At 56.6% G+C, this 16,291-nt stretch carries 7 protein-coding genes, 3 rRNA genes and 2 pseudogenes; 7 read left to right on the top strand and 5 right to left on the bottom strand.

What is annotated here, in order from left to right; translation table 11 throughout:
- Positions 1-20 precede the first annotated feature (20 nt).
- On the top strand, positions 21-3,326 hold the full coding sequence (locus CPPEL_RS00595; RefSeq protein WP_123959179.1) for an arabinosyltransferase domain-containing protein: 3,306 nt from the start codon (positions 21-23) through the stop codon (positions 3,324-3,326).
- A 65-nt stretch (positions 3,327-3,391) separates the two neighbouring features.
- Here CPPEL_RS00595 and CPPEL_RS00600 read toward each other — a convergent pair whose 3' ends face one another.
- Positions 3,392-5,590 (bottom strand): heavy metal translocating P-type ATPase, encoded by a 2,199-nt coding sequence (locus tag CPPEL_RS00600; protein ID WP_123959182.1) that lies wholly within the window; start codon positions 5,588-5,590, stop codon positions 3,392-3,394.
- 100 nt (positions 5,591-5,690) lie between these two features.
- Entirely contained in the window at positions 5,691-5,888 is a 198-nt protein-coding gene (locus tag CPPEL_RS00605) for a heavy-metal-associated domain-containing protein (RefSeq protein ID WP_123959184.1), read from the bottom strand.
- Between the two features lie 111 nt (positions 5,889-5,999).
- Here CPPEL_RS00605 and trxA point away from each other — a divergent pair, with 111 nt between their 5' ends.
- Both trxA and CPPEL_RS00615 read left to right on the top strand, forming a co-directional pair.
- Positions 6,000-6,365, top strand: a complete 366-nt coding sequence (gene trxA, locus CPPEL_RS00610; RefSeq protein ID WP_123959186.1) for a thioredoxin — start codon at positions 6,000-6,002, stop codon at positions 6,363-6,365.
- A 77-nt stretch (positions 6,366-6,442) separates the two neighbouring features.
- On the top strand, positions 6,443-7,207 hold the full coding sequence (locus CPPEL_RS00615) for a PspA/IM30 family protein (protein WP_123959188.1): 765 nt from the start codon (positions 6,443-6,445) through the stop codon (positions 7,205-7,207).
- An 82-nt stretch (positions 7,208-7,289) separates the two neighbouring features.
- Here CPPEL_RS00615 and CPPEL_RS11380 read toward each other — a convergent pair.
- Positions 7,290-7,694, bottom strand: a pseudogene (locus CPPEL_RS11380) (NYN domain-containing protein); the annotation flags it as partial.
- A 398-nt stretch (positions 7,695-8,092) separates the two neighbouring features.
- Positions 8,093-8,675, bottom strand: a pseudogene (locus tag CPPEL_RS11385) (NYN domain-containing protein); the annotation flags it as partial.
- Between the two features lie 211 nt (positions 8,676-8,886).
- Here CPPEL_RS11385 and CPPEL_RS00625 point away from each other — a divergent pair.
- The 4 genes from CPPEL_RS00625 to rrf all read left to right on the top strand — a co-directional run bounded on the left by CPPEL_RS00625 (position 8,887) and on the right by rrf (position 15,220).
- Positions 8,887-9,261, top strand: a complete 375-nt coding sequence (locus CPPEL_RS00625; protein WP_123961173.1) for a GntR family transcriptional regulator — start codon at positions 8,887-8,889, stop codon at positions 9,259-9,261.
- Between the two features lie 564 nt (positions 9,262-9,825).
- Positions 9,826-11,349, top strand: a 16S ribosomal RNA gene (locus tag CPPEL_RS00630).
- Positions 11,350-11,884: 535 nt separating this feature from the next.
- Positions 11,885-14,999 (top strand): 23S ribosomal RNA (locus tag CPPEL_RS00635).
- A gap of 104 nt (positions 15,000-15,103) precedes the next feature.
- Positions 15,104-15,220: ribosomal RNA gene (gene rrf, locus CPPEL_RS00640) — 5S ribosomal RNA — on the top strand.
- Together the 16S, 23S and 5S rRNA genes form the textbook arrangement of a ribosomal RNA operon.
- Before the next feature lie 48 nt (positions 15,221-15,268).
- Here the strand turns inward: rrf and CPPEL_RS00645 are convergent.
- On the bottom strand, positions 15,269-16,264 hold the full coding sequence (locus CPPEL_RS00645; protein WP_123959192.1) for a pseudouridine synthase: 996 nt from the start codon (positions 16,262-16,264) through the stop codon (positions 15,269-15,271).
- Between the last annotated feature and the right edge of the window lie 27 nt (positions 16,265-16,291).

Here is a 16,291-nt window from a genome sequence, read left to right on the forward strand (position 1 = left end):
GTCTAGTAGACTGCTGGGTTGTGTCTACGTCGATCGCCAAACCACAGCCCTGGTTGAAACCCGTTGCCATAATCACTGGACTGTTGGGGTTTTTGCTCTTTGTGCTTACCCCTTTCTTGCCGGTGAACCAGACTCAGGCCTCGTTGCAGTGGCCTCAGGATGGCAACCTCAATTCGGTGAATGCTCCCTTGGAGAGCTATACGCCGGTTGATTTCCACGCCACGGTGCCGGTGAAGGCGGTTGACCAGGTGCGCGATGGGCAGTCCTTGTTGCTTTCCACCTTGCCTGCGGATAGCCCGAATGCCACGGCTCGTGGGCTGTTTGTGCGCACCTATGATGGCTCTTTAGAGGTGAGCAATCGCAGCCAGGTGCTGCTGCAGTTGAATAAGGATGAGATTGAAAAGCTTGATCCGAATGCTGTGATCAAGATTGATTCCACCTTTGATAGCACCACCGCCACGTTGCCGCAGGAGGCGAAGGCGAAGGGGGTGACGGTTGAGTCGGAGCAAAATGGTGATCACCGTCCGATTGTTTCGGGCGTGTACACCGAGCTAGAAGGTAATGCCTCCGCTTTGGAAAATGCGGGCCTCCAGGTAGACATGGAGATCAATTCGCGTTTTACCTCCACGCCGACGTGGGTGAAGACCCTTGCCATGTGGGTCGGTGCCTTCATGACGATTGCCTCGCTGATTTGTTTGGGGCTAATGGATCGCCTCGACGGCAAGAAGCACCCCATTGTGCTTGCCAGCAAGTCTTTGCGCCCGCGCCCGCTTGATGGCGTGGTGCTTGCGATCATCGCCTTCTGGTACATCTTTGGTGCCAATACCTCTGATGATGGCTTCATTTTGACCATGGCCAGGGCCTCGGATGATTCGGGCTATATGGCCAATTATTATCGCTGGTTCGGTGTGCCCGAATCGCCTTTCGGTGCGCCGTATTATGACCTTTTGGGTCTGATGGCCAAGGTGAGCACCGCTTCGGTGTGGATGCGTTTGCCTTCCTTGTTCGCGGCGATCGCTACGTGGTTTGTGCTCTCGCGCGATGTGTTGCCACGTTTGGGTAGCAGCATCGATGGGCGTCGAGTAGCGCACTGGACTGCGGCGTTTGTCATGCTCGCTTTCTGGCTGCCCTACAACAATGGTTTGCGCCCCGAGCCGATCATTGCGCTCGGAGCCCTGTTGACGTGGGTTTCTTTCGAGGTTGCCATAGCTAATCGACGCCTCCTGCCCGCCGCAATCGGCACGCTACTCGCAGCATTCACGCTGGCATGTGGCCCTACGGGCTTGATGGCAGTGGCCGCGTTGCTTGCAGCGCTTTCCGGTGTGATTCGCATCGTCTACCAGCGCACCAAACTCCTCGGCGGCAATACCTGGGCTTCGGTGGCCGCGATGGTGGCGCCGTTCCTCGCGGCAGGCACCGCGGTGCTGGTGGCCGTCTTTGGCGATCAAACTTTTGCCAGCGTGCGTGAATCCATCACCGTGCGCTCCGCCGTTGGCCCCTCCTTGGAGTGGTACAACGAGTACATCCGCTACAAGTCGCTATTCGAGCAAACCGTGGATGGTTCCTTCGCACGACGCTTCGCGGTGCTCATCGCCTTCATCTCCATCGTGGTGGTGCTGGCCTCCATGCTGCGCAACGATAAGGTCCCGGGCAGCAACAAGCTTCCGGCACAGCGACTGATGCTGATGATGCTGGGCACCTTGTTCTTCCTCATGTTCACCCCCACGAAGTGGACGCACCACTTCGGTGTGTGGGCAGGTATTGGCGCTGCACTGGCCGCACTTGCGGCGGTGGCAATGTCGCACATGGCCTTGCGTTCGGCGCGTTCGCGCACGCTGATGTTCGGTGCCATCCTCTTCGTCTTCGCCTTCACCCTCGCCGGCGTGAACGGCTGGTGGTACGTCTCCAGCTATGGCGTGCCCTGGTTTGATAAGACCATCCAGCTCAAGGGCATCGAGGCATCGACGGTCATGCTGGGCATCTCGCTGCTGGTGCTGTTTATTGGCACGATCCAAAGCTTCATTATCGACGTCCGCGCCACCCAGGCAGAAGAGCGTGGAGAAGATCCAAACGCTGTTCGACGCGGCAAGCTCGACCGCTTCCAAGGCCTGGCAGCAGCACCCATTGCCGTGGTGTGCATCCTGGCCGTGACCTTCCAGGTGCTCTCCTTTGGCAAGGCATTTGCTTCGCAATACCCCGCCTACTCTGTTGGCCTGGGCAATCTGAATGCGCTTCGTGGCCAAACCTGCGGCATGGCCGACTATGTGCTGATGGAAACGGACACCAATGAGTCCTTCTTAAAGCCAGTCGACGCCGACTTTAAGGATGCGATTGCCAGCGAGAAGCAAAACAACTTCGAGCCAGGCCGCGTGCCCCCAGTGCTGAACTCAGAAGAAGTCACCGGCGTATCAACCGCGCTTGCCAACGAGGTCTCTGATGAAGATACCGCGCTGGATGCGTCGACAAGCGTTGGTTTGAGAAAAGAAGAAGGCATCAACGGCTCCCGCGTACCCCTGCCCTTCGGGCTGGACTACAAGCGGGTGCCCGTTCTTGGCTCCTGGACCAATGGCGATCAGTACTACTCAGAAGCCATTAGTGACTGGTATGAGATGCCCGAACGCAGCGAAGACACACCACTGCTGGTGGTCAGCGCCGCCGGACGCATCGCACACACCGACATCAACGACATCGCCCAATACGGCCAAACCTTCGTCGCCGAATACGGACGCCGCGACGCCAACGGCGAAATCACCGAACTCGGCCAAGCCACCTTCGACGACCCAGGCCCGCGCCCAGTATGGCGCAACCTGCGACTCCCGCTCGACCAAATCCCCGTCGAAGCCAACGTCGTGCGCCTGCATGCCATCGACGCCAGCCTCGACCCCGACCAATGGATCGCCTTCACCCCGCCGCGCGTGCCCACCATGGACACCCTCAACAACGTCGTCGGCTCTGAAGCACCAGTGCTGATGGACTGGCAAGTACCCCTCCAATTCCCCTGCCAACGCCCCTTCGGCCACTACGCCGGCGTGATCGAAAACCCGCGCTACCGCATCTCACCCGACCACGTCGGACGCATCACCGGCTCCCGCTTCCAAGACGCCCTCGGCGGCGGCGCCCAAGGGCCAGTAGAAGCCATCGACAGCTCCTTCCAGCTACCCAGCTACGCCAAAGACGACTGGCGCCGCGACTGGGGCACCATCGAAATCTACAACCCCCGCACCAACGCAGAAGGCGAAGTACCAGCCAACGCAGAAATCCACACCGAAGAAATCACCCGCTCCGGCACCTGGACACCAGGGCTGATGAACATCAGCGTGGAATAGGCCTATAAGGCCAAAACAACGAGGCACCTGCTACACAAGCAGGTGCCTCTTCTAGATATATGGGCTTAGTTAAAGCGACGAAGCCTCAAGGAATTGCTCACCACAAACACCGAACTCAGCGCCATCGCGGCACCAGCAAACATCGGATTGAGCAAACCAAAGGCCGCCACCGGAATCAGCACCACGTTATAAGCGAAGGCCCAAAACAGGTTCGTTTTTATCGTGCGAAGCGTTGCCCGTGACAAACGGATGGCGTCGACAATGCCCCGCGGCTCAGAACGCATCAACGTAATATCCGAAGCCTCAATCGCCACATCCGTGCCCGCGCCCATAGCAATGCCCAGATCCGCCTGCGCAAGCGCCGCAGCATCATTCACGCCATCGCCAACCATCGCTACACGACGCCCCCGCTCCTGCAAATCACGCACCACACCGACCTTCTCGTCCGGCAACACCTGCGCCACCACATGCTCAATGCCAACCTCAGCAGCAACCGCACGCGCCGCGCCCTCATTATCACCAGTGAGCAAATAAGGCTCAAGACCCAACTGCTCAAGATCCCTCACGCTCTCAGCAGCCCCAGCCTTGACCTGATCAGCCACCACAATCACACCCGCCGGCTCATCATCCACATACGCCACCACAGCCGTGCCACCAGCGCGCTCAGCAGCATCAACCCACTCTTGCAACGCACCATCAGGGCGAGTCACCCGAACCCTATGGCCATCGACCACACCAGAGACACCACGGCCAGGCGAACTAGAGAAATCGCTCACCGGCAGGGAAGTGGTGGAAGCTTCGACGATGGCGCGGGCGATGGGGTGCTCCGACCCCCTCTCCACTGCTGCACATATATCTAGAAGATGGGGGGTGTTGAGATCGTGGACCTCGACCACCTTCATCCGCCCCTCAGTCACCGTCCCCGTCTTATCCATCACGATGGTGTCGATGTTGCGGGCGGATTCGAGTACGTCGGGGCCTTTGATGAGTAGGCCTTGTTGTGCGCCGCGTCCGGTGCCGACGAGCAGGGCGGTGGGGGTGGCGAGTCCGAGTGCGCAGGGGCAGGCGATGATGAGTACGGCGACGGCTGCGGCGAAAGCGTCGCTGGTTTGGGCGCCGCTGGCCAGTTGTGCGATGAGTGTGACAGCGGCGATGGCGATGACGATGGGGACGAAGACTTGGGCGATTTTGTCGACGAGTTTTTGTACCGGCGCTTTTTGAGCTTGGGCGTCGGCGACGAGTTTGGCCATGGAGGCAAGGGTGGTGTCGCTGCCGACGCGGGTGGCTTCGACGATGAGCCGTCCGGAGGTATTCAGCGTGGCGCCGGTGACGTTGTCGCCTTCGGAGACTTCCACTGGCACTGATTCGCCGGTGATCATCGATTCGTCCACGGCGGAGGCGCCTTCGATGATGCGGCCGTCGGTGGCGATTTTTTCGCCGGGGCGCACCACAAAACGATCGCCCTTTGCTAGCTTTTCGACGGGCACGCGCTGCTCTTTGCCGTCGACAAGCACTGCTGCTTCCTTGGCCCCCATGTTGAGCAGGGTGCGCAGCGCTTCTGAGCTTTTGCCCTTGGCTCGCGTCTCAAACCAGCGGCCGAGCAGCAAGAACACGATCACCATCGCCGCGGATTCGAGATAAATCTCGTCCATCTGGTTGTGGCTATGCGCCGAGAGGCTCATGTGCATGCGCATGCCGGGCTCGCCGGCGTTGCCCAGGAATAGCGCCCACACCGACCACAGGTAGGCAGCCGAAGTGCCCATGGAAATGAGCGTGTCCATGGTGAAAGAGCCATGGCGTAAGTTTTGCAGCGCAGCCTTATGAAACGGCATCCCTCCATAGAAGAACACGCCACTGGCCAGCGCGAAGCACAACCACTGCCAGTTATCGAACTGCAGCGAAGAAATCATCGACATGGCAAACACCGGCAGCGCCATGATCGCCGAGATGATCAGACGCTTCTTCAGCTCAGCGGCGTGCTCATCGCGAGCAGCATCAGTTGCCGAAGCATCGCCAGCATCGGCGCCACCATCGGCATCGGCGTCGCCACCGATAGTGAAGGCGTCATACCCTGCGCCGCGGATGACGTCGACAAGCGAATCAACATTGACCAAATCGGGGTCGAAACGCACATGGGCGCTCTCCGTAGCGAAATTAACGCTGGCATCAACGCCATCCACCTTGTTCAACTTCCGCTCAACACGGCCAGAACACGAGGTGCACGTCATGCCCGTGACACCCAAATCAACCTCAGAAGTACTCATCAACTCACCTTTCTTCTACATAGGCACCAACGGGCAACACCAGCTCGCTATTCCAAAAAAAGTGCCACCGCCGAAGCGATGGCACCGAAAAACAACAGCACTAAGCCAGGGAATACCCGGCCTCTTCAACCGCAGCGCGAATATCAGCATCAGTGAAATCTTCACCAGTCACAGTCACGCGACCGGACTCTAAATCAACATCCACGCCCTGAGCGCCGTCGACCTCTTCAATTTCTTCCTTGACGGAGGCGACGCAGTGCTGGCAGGTCATGCCAGAAACGGTGTAGCTCTTGGTCATTTCCTCTCCCTTCTAGATATATATGTAGAAGATAGTACTACCGGTGGGGGAATAGCTCAGGCATAGCTAAGGTTGGCACTAGTGCAAGCAAATATCTAGAAGGAGAGATCTATGGCAACGATCGATGTAACTGAAGACACTTTTGAGCAGACGGTGACCCAAGACGGCATTGTGTTGGTTGATGCGTGGGCGTCTTGGTGCGGTCCGTGCCGTGCGTTTGCGCCGACGTTTGAGAAGGCTTCTGAGCAGCATCCGGATGCGGTGTTTGCGAAGTTAGATACTGAGGCTCATCAGGGTTTGGCTGCTGCGTTGCAGATTCAGTCGATTCCGACGCTGATGGTCTTCCGCGATGGGATTTTGGTGTTCCGTGAGGCTGGTGCTTTGCCGCCGGCTGCGTTGGAGGATCTGATTTCGCAGGTCAAGGATTTGGATATGGAGGATGTGAAGCGTCAGATTGCTGAGCAACAGCAGGGCTAATCTGCGCTGTTTTTTGGGGCCATGGCCTGCGTACACTGGGATAAGAATTGTGTTGTCTTACTCTAAGGACGTGTGCCATGGCTCATCCTTTTGCTAAGGGCTGGAAGTATTTGACTGCATCGTTGGATCGCAAGATTGAAGAAAACGCGGATCCTTTGGTGCAGATTCAGCAGGCTAGCGACGCTGCGCATGAGCAGCATGAGGCGGTTCGTCGTCAAGCGACTGAGGTCATTGGGAATAAGAATCAGCTTGAGATGAAGTTGCACCGTCTGTTGGGGGAGCAGGAGCAGTTGGTGCAGAAGGCTCGGCAGGCTTTGGAGTTGGCTGGGCAGGCCGCGGATCCGGGGGATGTGCGTGAGCTGGAGCAGGCCGCGGAGATTTATGCCACGCAATTGGTCAGTGTGGAGCAAGAGCTTGAGCGCACGCAGCAATTGCATGGTCAGGCTGAGGCTGCGGCGAAGGAGGCGAGTGCCCAGGTGCAGCAGTCGGAGGCGCGTTTGCGTGAGCAGATGGCGCAGATTGAGCAGCTTCGTTCGCAGGTTCAGCAGACCAAGATGCAGGAGGCTTCGGCGGCGACGGTGCAGCAGATGCAGCAGGTGGATCCGGATCGGGATGTGCCGACTTTGGATCAGGTGCGTGAGAAAATTGAGCGTCGTTATGCCAATGCTTTGGGCGCGCAGGAGCTTACTCAGCACACCATGCAGGATCGCATGGCTGAGATTGAGGCCAATGCCACGGATTTCAAAGCGCAGCAGCGCCTCGATGCGCTTCGGGCCGAATTGGGCCAGGGTGCTGGCGAGAAGCGCCAATTAGAACAGCCCGATGCTCAGCCGGAGCAGTGATATTGGGCATTGCTTAGAACATGCGAACACCCCGTGGCGTTTGGGTATCAGTGCAGCGCCACGGGGTGTTGCTTTAGGGTGTTTAGCCGCCGTTGTTATTGAGCAGCACGCCTCGGATTCCGGAGTGGAAGCCATCGCGTAGGCCTACTCGCTGGGATTCGGTAAGCGTGTATTCGTGCAGTGTTTCGCAGGCGAATTGCAGCAGGGGACGGTCGATTTCTGGGGGCAGTCCGCCGCCTGAGAGCAGGTGGGCGGAATCGCGCTGCTCAGTGGTGGCGGCGTTTTCGTACCACCAGCGTGCGTATTGCTGGCCTACGTCGAAAGGCGTTTGATAGCCAGCCGATGCCCACACCTCATTTGGCAATGGCACATAGCGAGAGCGCAGTTTGCGCCTGGGCGCCATCATGGAGGGGTTGGGGGCAGGGCGCGGTTTTTCGCTGCTCACGGTCACTTCTACCGATTCTTCGATCTTGGAGGTGACGGTGATGCGGCGGTCGCCTTGCAGCGCGCTGGGTTTAGGTGCGCTGCTGCGGGTGGCAGCTTCTTGTTCTTCTGCCTCTTTGTCCGTTTCCGGCATCGGCTCTGCGTTGATAATCGGCTGCTGTTCTTCGGCTTCTTGCTCGCTGTTGAGCGGTTCTGCCTCTACAACCTGCGCGTTTTGATCCACCTTCACGGATTGCTGGGCCTGCGGGCGCTGTGCGCCAGGGCCGGGCTGTGCACCAGAACCAGGCTGTGCGCCAGGTCCGGGCTGTGCGCTAGGACCAGGAGTGGGGCCTGCCTGCTGCTCGTGTTCTTCTGCATCGTCGGGCTGGGGGCCTGGGCGATCAGTTTCGTGTGGTGGTTCAGCATCGTGGGGATGCTTGGGTTGCTCCTGGGCATCCTCATCTTCTTCCGGCAGGCGCACCACCGGGGGAAGCGGGCCTTCGAGCACCTCGAGCTGCATGCATTCGGCGAAGTCTTCGCGGGGATCCAAGATGGTGGTGGAATCGCAATTCTGGCGCAGTGCCGAGCTCATGGAATCCCAACCAAAGCCGTATAGGTGCACGCGCACGCCATTGGCCACGGCTTCTTGCACGCCGGGGATCATATCGGCATCGCCGGATACGAGGATGACGTCGGTAAATTCGCGGCGTACGCCGCTGAGTACCAGGTCTGCCACCAGGCGGGTATCCACTGCCTTTTGGGTTCGTCGATCGCCCCACTCAATGAGCTGGCCTGCGCGAAGCTGCACGCCATCGCAGGTGCGAAGGGAGCGCTGGTAGCGGTGAGGGCCGGAATCGGGGATGCCGTCGTACCAAAGCTGGCGGTGAACGGGCTGGTTAAGGTGGTTTTGTGCCATGGTGGCAAGCGTTGCCACCACTTCTGGTAGGTCAATTTCTAGCTGTGCACGCGCTCCTGTCTCCCATGAGTTATAAAAGCTCGCAAGGAGATAAGAGGTATCGACAAAAATTTGTGTGCGCTCAAGCATGGCTCCTGGACTATCCGTTCGTTAATAATAAATTTCGTTACTTTGTGTTCTCTAGTCTGCCTCAAAAATGCTGGTACGTCGATACGCTGAGCGAATTGCCAGTGTATGTGCAGCTCATTCCTACATTCCTTGCTTCAAGTGCAGCAAAGGTTCTATGGTTGATTACATAAGTAACCAACTAACGAGCTAGGGATATTTCTGGTTGAGCGTTATGGACGAAACAACAGCCCCGCTGTACCGGCAAATCGCCACCTTGGTAGAAGACTCCATCATCGACGGCGTGCTCAAAGAAGGACAACAAGCCCCCTCAACCCATGAGCTCGCCAACTTTCACGCCATCAACCCCGCCACGGCCAGAAAAGGCCTCACACTGCTCGCCGATGCCGAGATCCTAGAAAAACGCCGGGGCTTAGGCATGTTCGTGCAACACGGCGCCGTAGAACGCATCCGCCAGAGAAGAAAAGCCGACTTCGCCGCCAGTTACCTTGCACCGCTTGTCGACGAAGCCGTGCGCCTCAAAGTAGACCGAGCCACATTGCACACACTGTTTGATCAAGTGGCAGAAAGCCGGGGGCTGTACCAATAGCACTGAAGGCGTGATCCCCTTCTTCTAGATATATGCCCGAGCGAGGAACGCGAAGCAAAGCATTGCATTGTTAAAGACTTGCTAAAAACATGCCACTACCTGCGGGTTTGTGTTGTTGTTGGTGTGCGTGTAACTTTATGTGAGTCGCCGCGACCGACAACGCCCCCACGATGTGGAGATGGCGGTTAAGAAAACGAGCGGTTGACGAAATACCATTTGCAGCTTCCCTTTCCTTAGTTGGTGTGGGGTTGTTGTGCGTGTTGTTTGAGAACTCAATAGTGTGCCAATACTTTTTATATGTTTTGTGCTGTTGATGATGATGGTCGTGTTGGTGGTGCCGGTTGTGGTGCTGTTGTCACGGTTATTGTGATTGGTAGTACTTAGGGTGATTGGTGTGTGTGGTTGTTTGTCCTCGTCAAGGATGGCCATGCGTGTGCACTGATTGCCCTGTTTTGTTTTTGATGATTTTTTTGTCATCGTTTGGTTTGGTTGCCACTGTTTTGGTGGTGGCTTTGCTAGGTTTTGGGCTTTTCACGAGCCTTTGTGGACATGTTGTGTTCATTTTTTGTGGAGAGTTTGATCCTGGCTCAGGACGAACGCTGGCGGCGTGCTTAACACATGCAAGTCGAACGGAAAGGCCCTGCTTGCAGGGTACTCGAGTGGCGAACGGGTGAGTAACACGTGGGTGACCTGCCCTGCACTTTGGGATAAGCCTGGGAAACTGGGTCTAATACCAGATAGGACCACATGGTAGTTCGTGTGGTGGAAAGTTTTTTCGGTGTGGGATGGGCCCGCGGCCTATCAGCTTGTTGGTGGGGTAATGGCCTACCAAGGCGGCGACGGGTAGCCGGCCTGAGAGGGTGGACGGCCACATTGGGACTGAGATACGGCCCAGACTCCTACGGGAGGCAGCAGTGGGGAATATTGCACAATGGGCGCAAGCCTGATGCAGCGACGCCGCGTGGGGGATGACGGCCTTCGGGTTGTAAACCTCTTTCGCAAGGGACGAAGCTTTTTGTGACGGTACCTTGAGAAGAAGCACCGGCTAACTACGTGCCAGCAGCCGCGGTAATACGTAGGGTGCGAGCGTTGTCCGGAATTACTGGGCGTAAAGAGCTCGTAGGTGGTTTGTCGCGTCGTCTGTGAAATTCCGGGGCTTAACTCCGGGCGTGCAGGCGATACGGGCATAACTTGAGTGCTGTAGGGGAGACTGGAATTCCTGGTGTAGCGGTGGAATGCGCAGATATCAGGAGGAACACCGATGGCGAAGGCAGGTCTCTGGGCAGTAACTGACGCTGAGGAGCGAAAGCATGGGGAGCGAACAGGATTAGATACCCTGGTAGTCCATGCCGTAAACGGTGGGCGCTAGGTGTAGGGATCTTCCACGATTTCTGTGCCGTAGCTAACGCATTAAGCGCCCCGCCTGGGGAGTACGGCCGCAAGGCTAAAACTCAAAGGAATTGACGGGGGCCCGCACAAGCGGCGGAGCATGTGGATTAATTCGATGCAACGCGAAGAACCTTACCTGGGCTTGACATACACCAGATCGGGCTAGAGATAGTCTTTCCCTTGTGGTTGGTGTACAGGTGGTGCATGGTTGTCGTCAGCTCGTGTCGTGAGATGTTGGGTTAAGTCCCGCAACGAGCGCAACCCTTGTCTTATGTTGCCAGCACGTAATGGTGGGGACTCATGAGAGACTGCCGGGGTGAACTCGGAGGAAGGTGGGGATGACGTCAAATCATCATGCCCCTTATGTCCAGGGCTTCACACATGCTACAATGGTCGGTACAACGCGCAGCGAGCCTGTGAGGGTAAGCGAATCGCTGAAAGCCGGCCTCAGTTCGGATTGGGGTCTGCAACTCGACCCCATGAAGTCGGAGTCGCTAGTAATCGCAGATCAGCAACGCTGCGGTGAATACGTTCCCGGGCCTTGTACACACCGCCCGTCACGTCATGAAAGTTGGTAACACCCGAAGCCCATGGCCCAACCACTGTGTGTGGAGGGAGTGGTCGAAGGTGGGATCGGCGATTGGGACGAAGTCGTAACAAGGTAGCCGTACCGGAAGGTGCGGCTGGATCACCTCCTTTCTAAGGAGCAATATTTTTTCTTTTCTTTTCTTTGAACAACACTGCATCGTCGTTGATGAGGTTGCACACTCTCGCCAGTTTGGTGGTGGTGTGTGATGGGTGTGGTGTGACCGGGTGGAGATCACCAATGGGTGTGGGTAGGTGTTGCAAGCAGATCTTGTGACACGCCCGCATCGTGATCGTCATTGTTGTAACAAGCACAAACGATATGTTGTTTTCAAAGTGTTGGCATGCTGTTGGGTGTCTGGGACATGCACGTGTCCTTGTGATTGTTGTGTGCGCTACTGGCTGCTGTTGGTGGTTGGTGGGGTGCATGGTGGTGTTGTGTGAGAACTGTATAGTGGACGCGAGTCATCTTTATTTCTTTGTTGCTGAAATATCAGTGATGAATGTTTGTAAGAGTTTTGTAATACACCAGTTTGTTTGTGTGTGTTTGTGTGGCGCATCATTGCTGATCACCTTGTTGGTGGTTGGTGGTGGTGGTCGTATTACTTGTGTTTTCTGTCATGCACAGCTGCCAATGGTTGTTGGTGGTTGGTGTGTGTTGGAAGGGCACACGGTGGATGCCTTGGCATTTCGAGCCGATGAAGGACGTGGAAGGCCGCGATAGGCCTCGGGGAGTTGTCAATCAAGCGTTGATCCGAGGGTGTCCGAATGGGGAAACCTGGCTACTGTGATTGGTAGTGACCGCAGCGTGAATGAAATAGCGTTGTTGGGGGTAGACGTGGGGAAGTGAAACATCTCAGTACCTACAGGAAGAGAAAACAATTGTGATTCTGCTAGTAGTGGCGAACGAACGTGGATGAGGCTAAACCGCATGCGTGTGATACCTGTGCCAGGGTTGCGTGTGTGGTGTTGTGGGGCGTGGTTGTACATGGTGGCATGACATGTGGCATGACTGCAGTTGGTAAGCGGAAGTGGTGTGGAATCGCCTGCCGTAGACGGTGAAAGCCCGGTACGTGAATGCTGATTGTGGTGGTGTTGATCGCGTTGCCCCGAGTAGCAGCGGGCTCGTGGAATCTGCTGTGAATCTGCCGGGACCACCCGGTAAGCCTAAATACTCCGAAATGACCGATAGCGGAATAGTACCGTGAGGGAATGGTGAAAAGTACCCCGGGAGGGGAGTGAAAGAGTACCTGAAACCGTGTGCTTACAAACCGTCAGAGCCACCTTGTGTGTGGTGATGGCGTGCCTTTTGAAGAATGAGCCTGCGAGTCAGCGGCATGTCGCGAGGTTAACCATGAGTGTGGGTAGCCGTAGCGAAAGCGAATCCTAACGAGGGTGTTGTGAGTGGCATGTCCTGGACCCGAAGCGGAGTGATCTACCCATGGCCAGTGTGAAGCAGCTGTAAGAGGTTGTGGAGGCGCGAACCCACTTAGGTTGAAAACTGAGGGGATGAGCTGTGGGTAGGGGTGAAAGGCCAATCAAACTCCGTGATAGCTGGTTCTCCCCGAAATGCATTTAGGTGCAGCGTTGTATGGTGCTTCCTGGAGGTAGAGCGACTGGTTGGTTGAGCGGGACTATCATCTTAGCAATGTCAGCCAAACTCCGAATGCCAGTGAATGCTAGTACGGCAGTGAGACTGCGGGGGATAAGCTCCGTTGGTCGAAAGGGAAACAGCCCAGATCGCCGGTTAAGGCCCCTAAGGGTGTACTAAGTGGAAAAGGATGTGGGATCGCGAAGACAGCCAGGAGGTTGGCTTAGAAGCAGCCATCCTTGAAAGAGTGCGTAATAGCTCACTGGTCGAGTGGTTCTGCGCCGACAATGTAGTGGGGCTCAAGTACACCGCCGAAACCGCGGCAACACACCACAGTGTGTGTTGGGTAGGGGAGCGTCGTGTGCGGCGTTGAAGCATCCGAGTGATCGTGGTGTGGAGTGCATACGAGTGAGAATGCAGGCATGAGTAACGAATGAGCAGTGAAAACCTGCTCCGCCGAATGACGAAGGGTTCCTGGGTCAAGCTAATCTTCCCAGGGTGAGTCGGGACCTAAGGCGAGGCCGACAGGCGTAGTCGATGGACAACCAGTTGATATTCTGGTACCTCACAACAGCCGTCCATGATGAATCAGTGGTACTAACCACCCAGCATCCCAATCGTGGTCACCTTGTGTGACCTGGTGTTGGGTTTGTTGCGTGGGACCTTCATTGGTAGTAGTCAAGCGATGGGGTGACACAGGTTGGTAGCCACGCCACGAGGTTGGTTTTCGTGGTGTAAGCGTGCAGCCCGCCTACTAGGCAAATCCGGTAGGCATCATGGGTCAGGCGTGATGCAACCCCACACTGGTGGGGAAGGTGGTGATCCTGGACTGTCGAGAAAAGCCTCTAGCGAGGATGTTGTGAGCCCGTACCCCAAACCGACACAGGTCGTCAAGTAGAGCATACTCAGGCGAACGGGTGAACTGTGGTTAAGGAACTCGGCAAAATGCCCCCGTAACTTCGGGAGAAGGGGGGCCACTGTTGGTGCCACACCTTTTTGCGGTGTTGGTTGCTGATCGTGGTCGCAGAGAATAGAGGGAAGCGACTGTTTATTAAAAACACAGGTCCGTGCGAAAACGTGGAAGTTGATGTATACGGACTGACGCCTGCCCGGTGCTGGAAGGTTAAGAGGACCTGTTAGAACCCTTGTGGTTCGAAGCGGAGAATTTAAGCCCCAGTAAACGGCGGTGGTAACTATAACCATCCTAAGGTAGCGAAATTCCTTGTCGGGTAAGTTCCGACCTGCACGAATGGCGTAACGACTTCCCTGCTGTCTCAACCACAGGCCCGGTGAAATTGCAGTACGAGTAAAGATGCTCGTTACGCGCGGCAGGACGAAAAGACCCCGGGACCTTCACTATAGCTTGGTATTGATATTCGGTTCGGTTTGTGTAGCATAGGTGGGAGACGTTAACAGCACGCCACGCCAGTGGTGGTGTCAGTCACAGGTGAAATACCACTCTGATCGAATTGGATATCTTGTAACCTCGGCCCATGATCTGGGTCAGGGACAGTGCCTGGTGGGTAGTTTAACTGGGGCGGTTGCCTCCTAAAATGTAACGGAGGCGCCCAAAGGTTCCCTCAGCCTGGTTGGCAATCAGGTGGTGAGTGTAAGTGCACAAGGGAGCTTGACTGTGAGAGTGACAACTCAAGCAGGGACGAAAGTCGGGACTAGTGATCCGGCACCTACGAGTGGAAGTGGTGTCGCTCAACGGATAAAAGGTACCCCGGGGATAACAGGCTGATCTTCCCCAAGAGTCCATATCGACGGGATGGTTTGGCACCTCGATGTCGGCTCGTCGCATCCTGGGGCTGGAGTAGGTCCCAAGGGTTGGGCTGTTCGCCCATTAAAGCGGCACGCGAGCTGGGTTTAGAACGTCGTGAGACAGTTCGGTCTCTATCCGCCGCGCGCGTAGAAACTTGCAGAAGGCTGTCCCTAGTACGAGAGGACCGGGACGGACGTACCTCTAGTGCGCCAGTTGTCACGCCAGTGGCACGGCTGGTTGGCTACGTACGGAAGGGATAACCGCTGAAAGCATCTAAGCGGGAAGCCTGTTTTAAGATGAGGTTTCATTACTAGGTGCCCGGTAGACCACCGGGTTGATAGGCCAGAACTGGACATACCGCAAGGTCATGCAGGTGACTGGTACTAATCCACCGAACAACACACCAAAAAACACACCACCTGACACACACATATCAGGTGTGTTACAACTCGCGTCCACTATGCAGTCCTGACACAACACCCCCCAAACAACAACAAACAATAATTAAACGTGTCGGTGGTTATAGCATCGGGGTCACGCCCGGACCCATTCCGAACCCGGAAGCTAAGCCCGATAGCGCTGATGGTACTGCACCCGGGAGGGTGTGGGAGAGTAAGACACCGCCGACCAACAACTTCACAACACAAAAACGCACCCCACACCAGGGTGCGTTTTTGCTATGTCAGCCTCAAAATCTCCCGGCTGGAATGAAACACGCGCTCGGCACCACTAATCGGATCTTCAAAGCGCAACGTGCTCGCCAATAAGTGCATCGGCTGATCAAAAGACTCACTGCCATGCGCAATCACCTTCGGATAAGCAGGATCGCCCACAATGGCATGGCCTGCGTGCCACATGTGCAAACGCAATTGATGCGTCTTGCCCGTATATGGCTGCAGTACGTATCGCGCAAGCGGTGGTAGCTCGCCGTGCATGGCCTCGGCAATGGCCTGCTCCTCGCAATCGAGTGGTTCCACTGCCTGCACGAAAGTCCTGGCATTCACGCTGCCTGCAACGATGTGGCCTTGTACTTGCCCTGCCACCTTTTCTATGCGGTTTTCCCACCACGTACCGGGCGTTGTATCACCGATAGGTGCTAGAGCCTCATAGGTCTTTTCCACGCCGCGTTTGGCAAAGAGATCTTGATAGCGTCCACGCAGTTCTTTGCGCTTGGTCATCAGCAACACCCCAGCGGTATTGCGATCCAGGCGATGCGCCGGCGTGAGCTCGCCGTTGTTGAGGGCTCTACGCATCTGCACCGTCACCGTTTCTGTAATGTGCATCCCGCGCGGCATGGTGGCCATAAACGGTGGTTTATCCACCACCACAATATCTTCGTCCTCGTGGATGATCTTGCAGGCAAAAGGGGCCTTCTTCTCGGGTGCGGGTCTGCGGTAGAACCACACGTCTTCGCCGGCTCGCAGGGCTTCTTCTGGGCGCGCATAACGATATTTCGGGCCGATTACCACCAGGCCGTCGGCGAAGCGTTGTGCCACGGCTGCCTCGTTATCTTCTGGATGGCGGTGCCGTTGGGTAGCAACGAGGTGCCACACAAAATCGAAGGCGCTTATTCCTTCGTGGCTTTCTGGCACTCGCACGCGGCTAGCGGTGAGTCCATCGCGTACTTGAAGGGGCGGGTTCCCCCGTTGTACGGAAATTCGGCGTTCATGCATGGATACCGATCCTAGTAATAGCTACCA

The sequence above is a fragment of the Corynebacterium pseudopelargi genome (assembly GCF_003814005.1).
GTDB lineage: Bacteria > Actinomycetota > Actinomycetes > Mycobacteriales > Mycobacteriaceae > Corynebacterium > Corynebacterium pseudopelargi.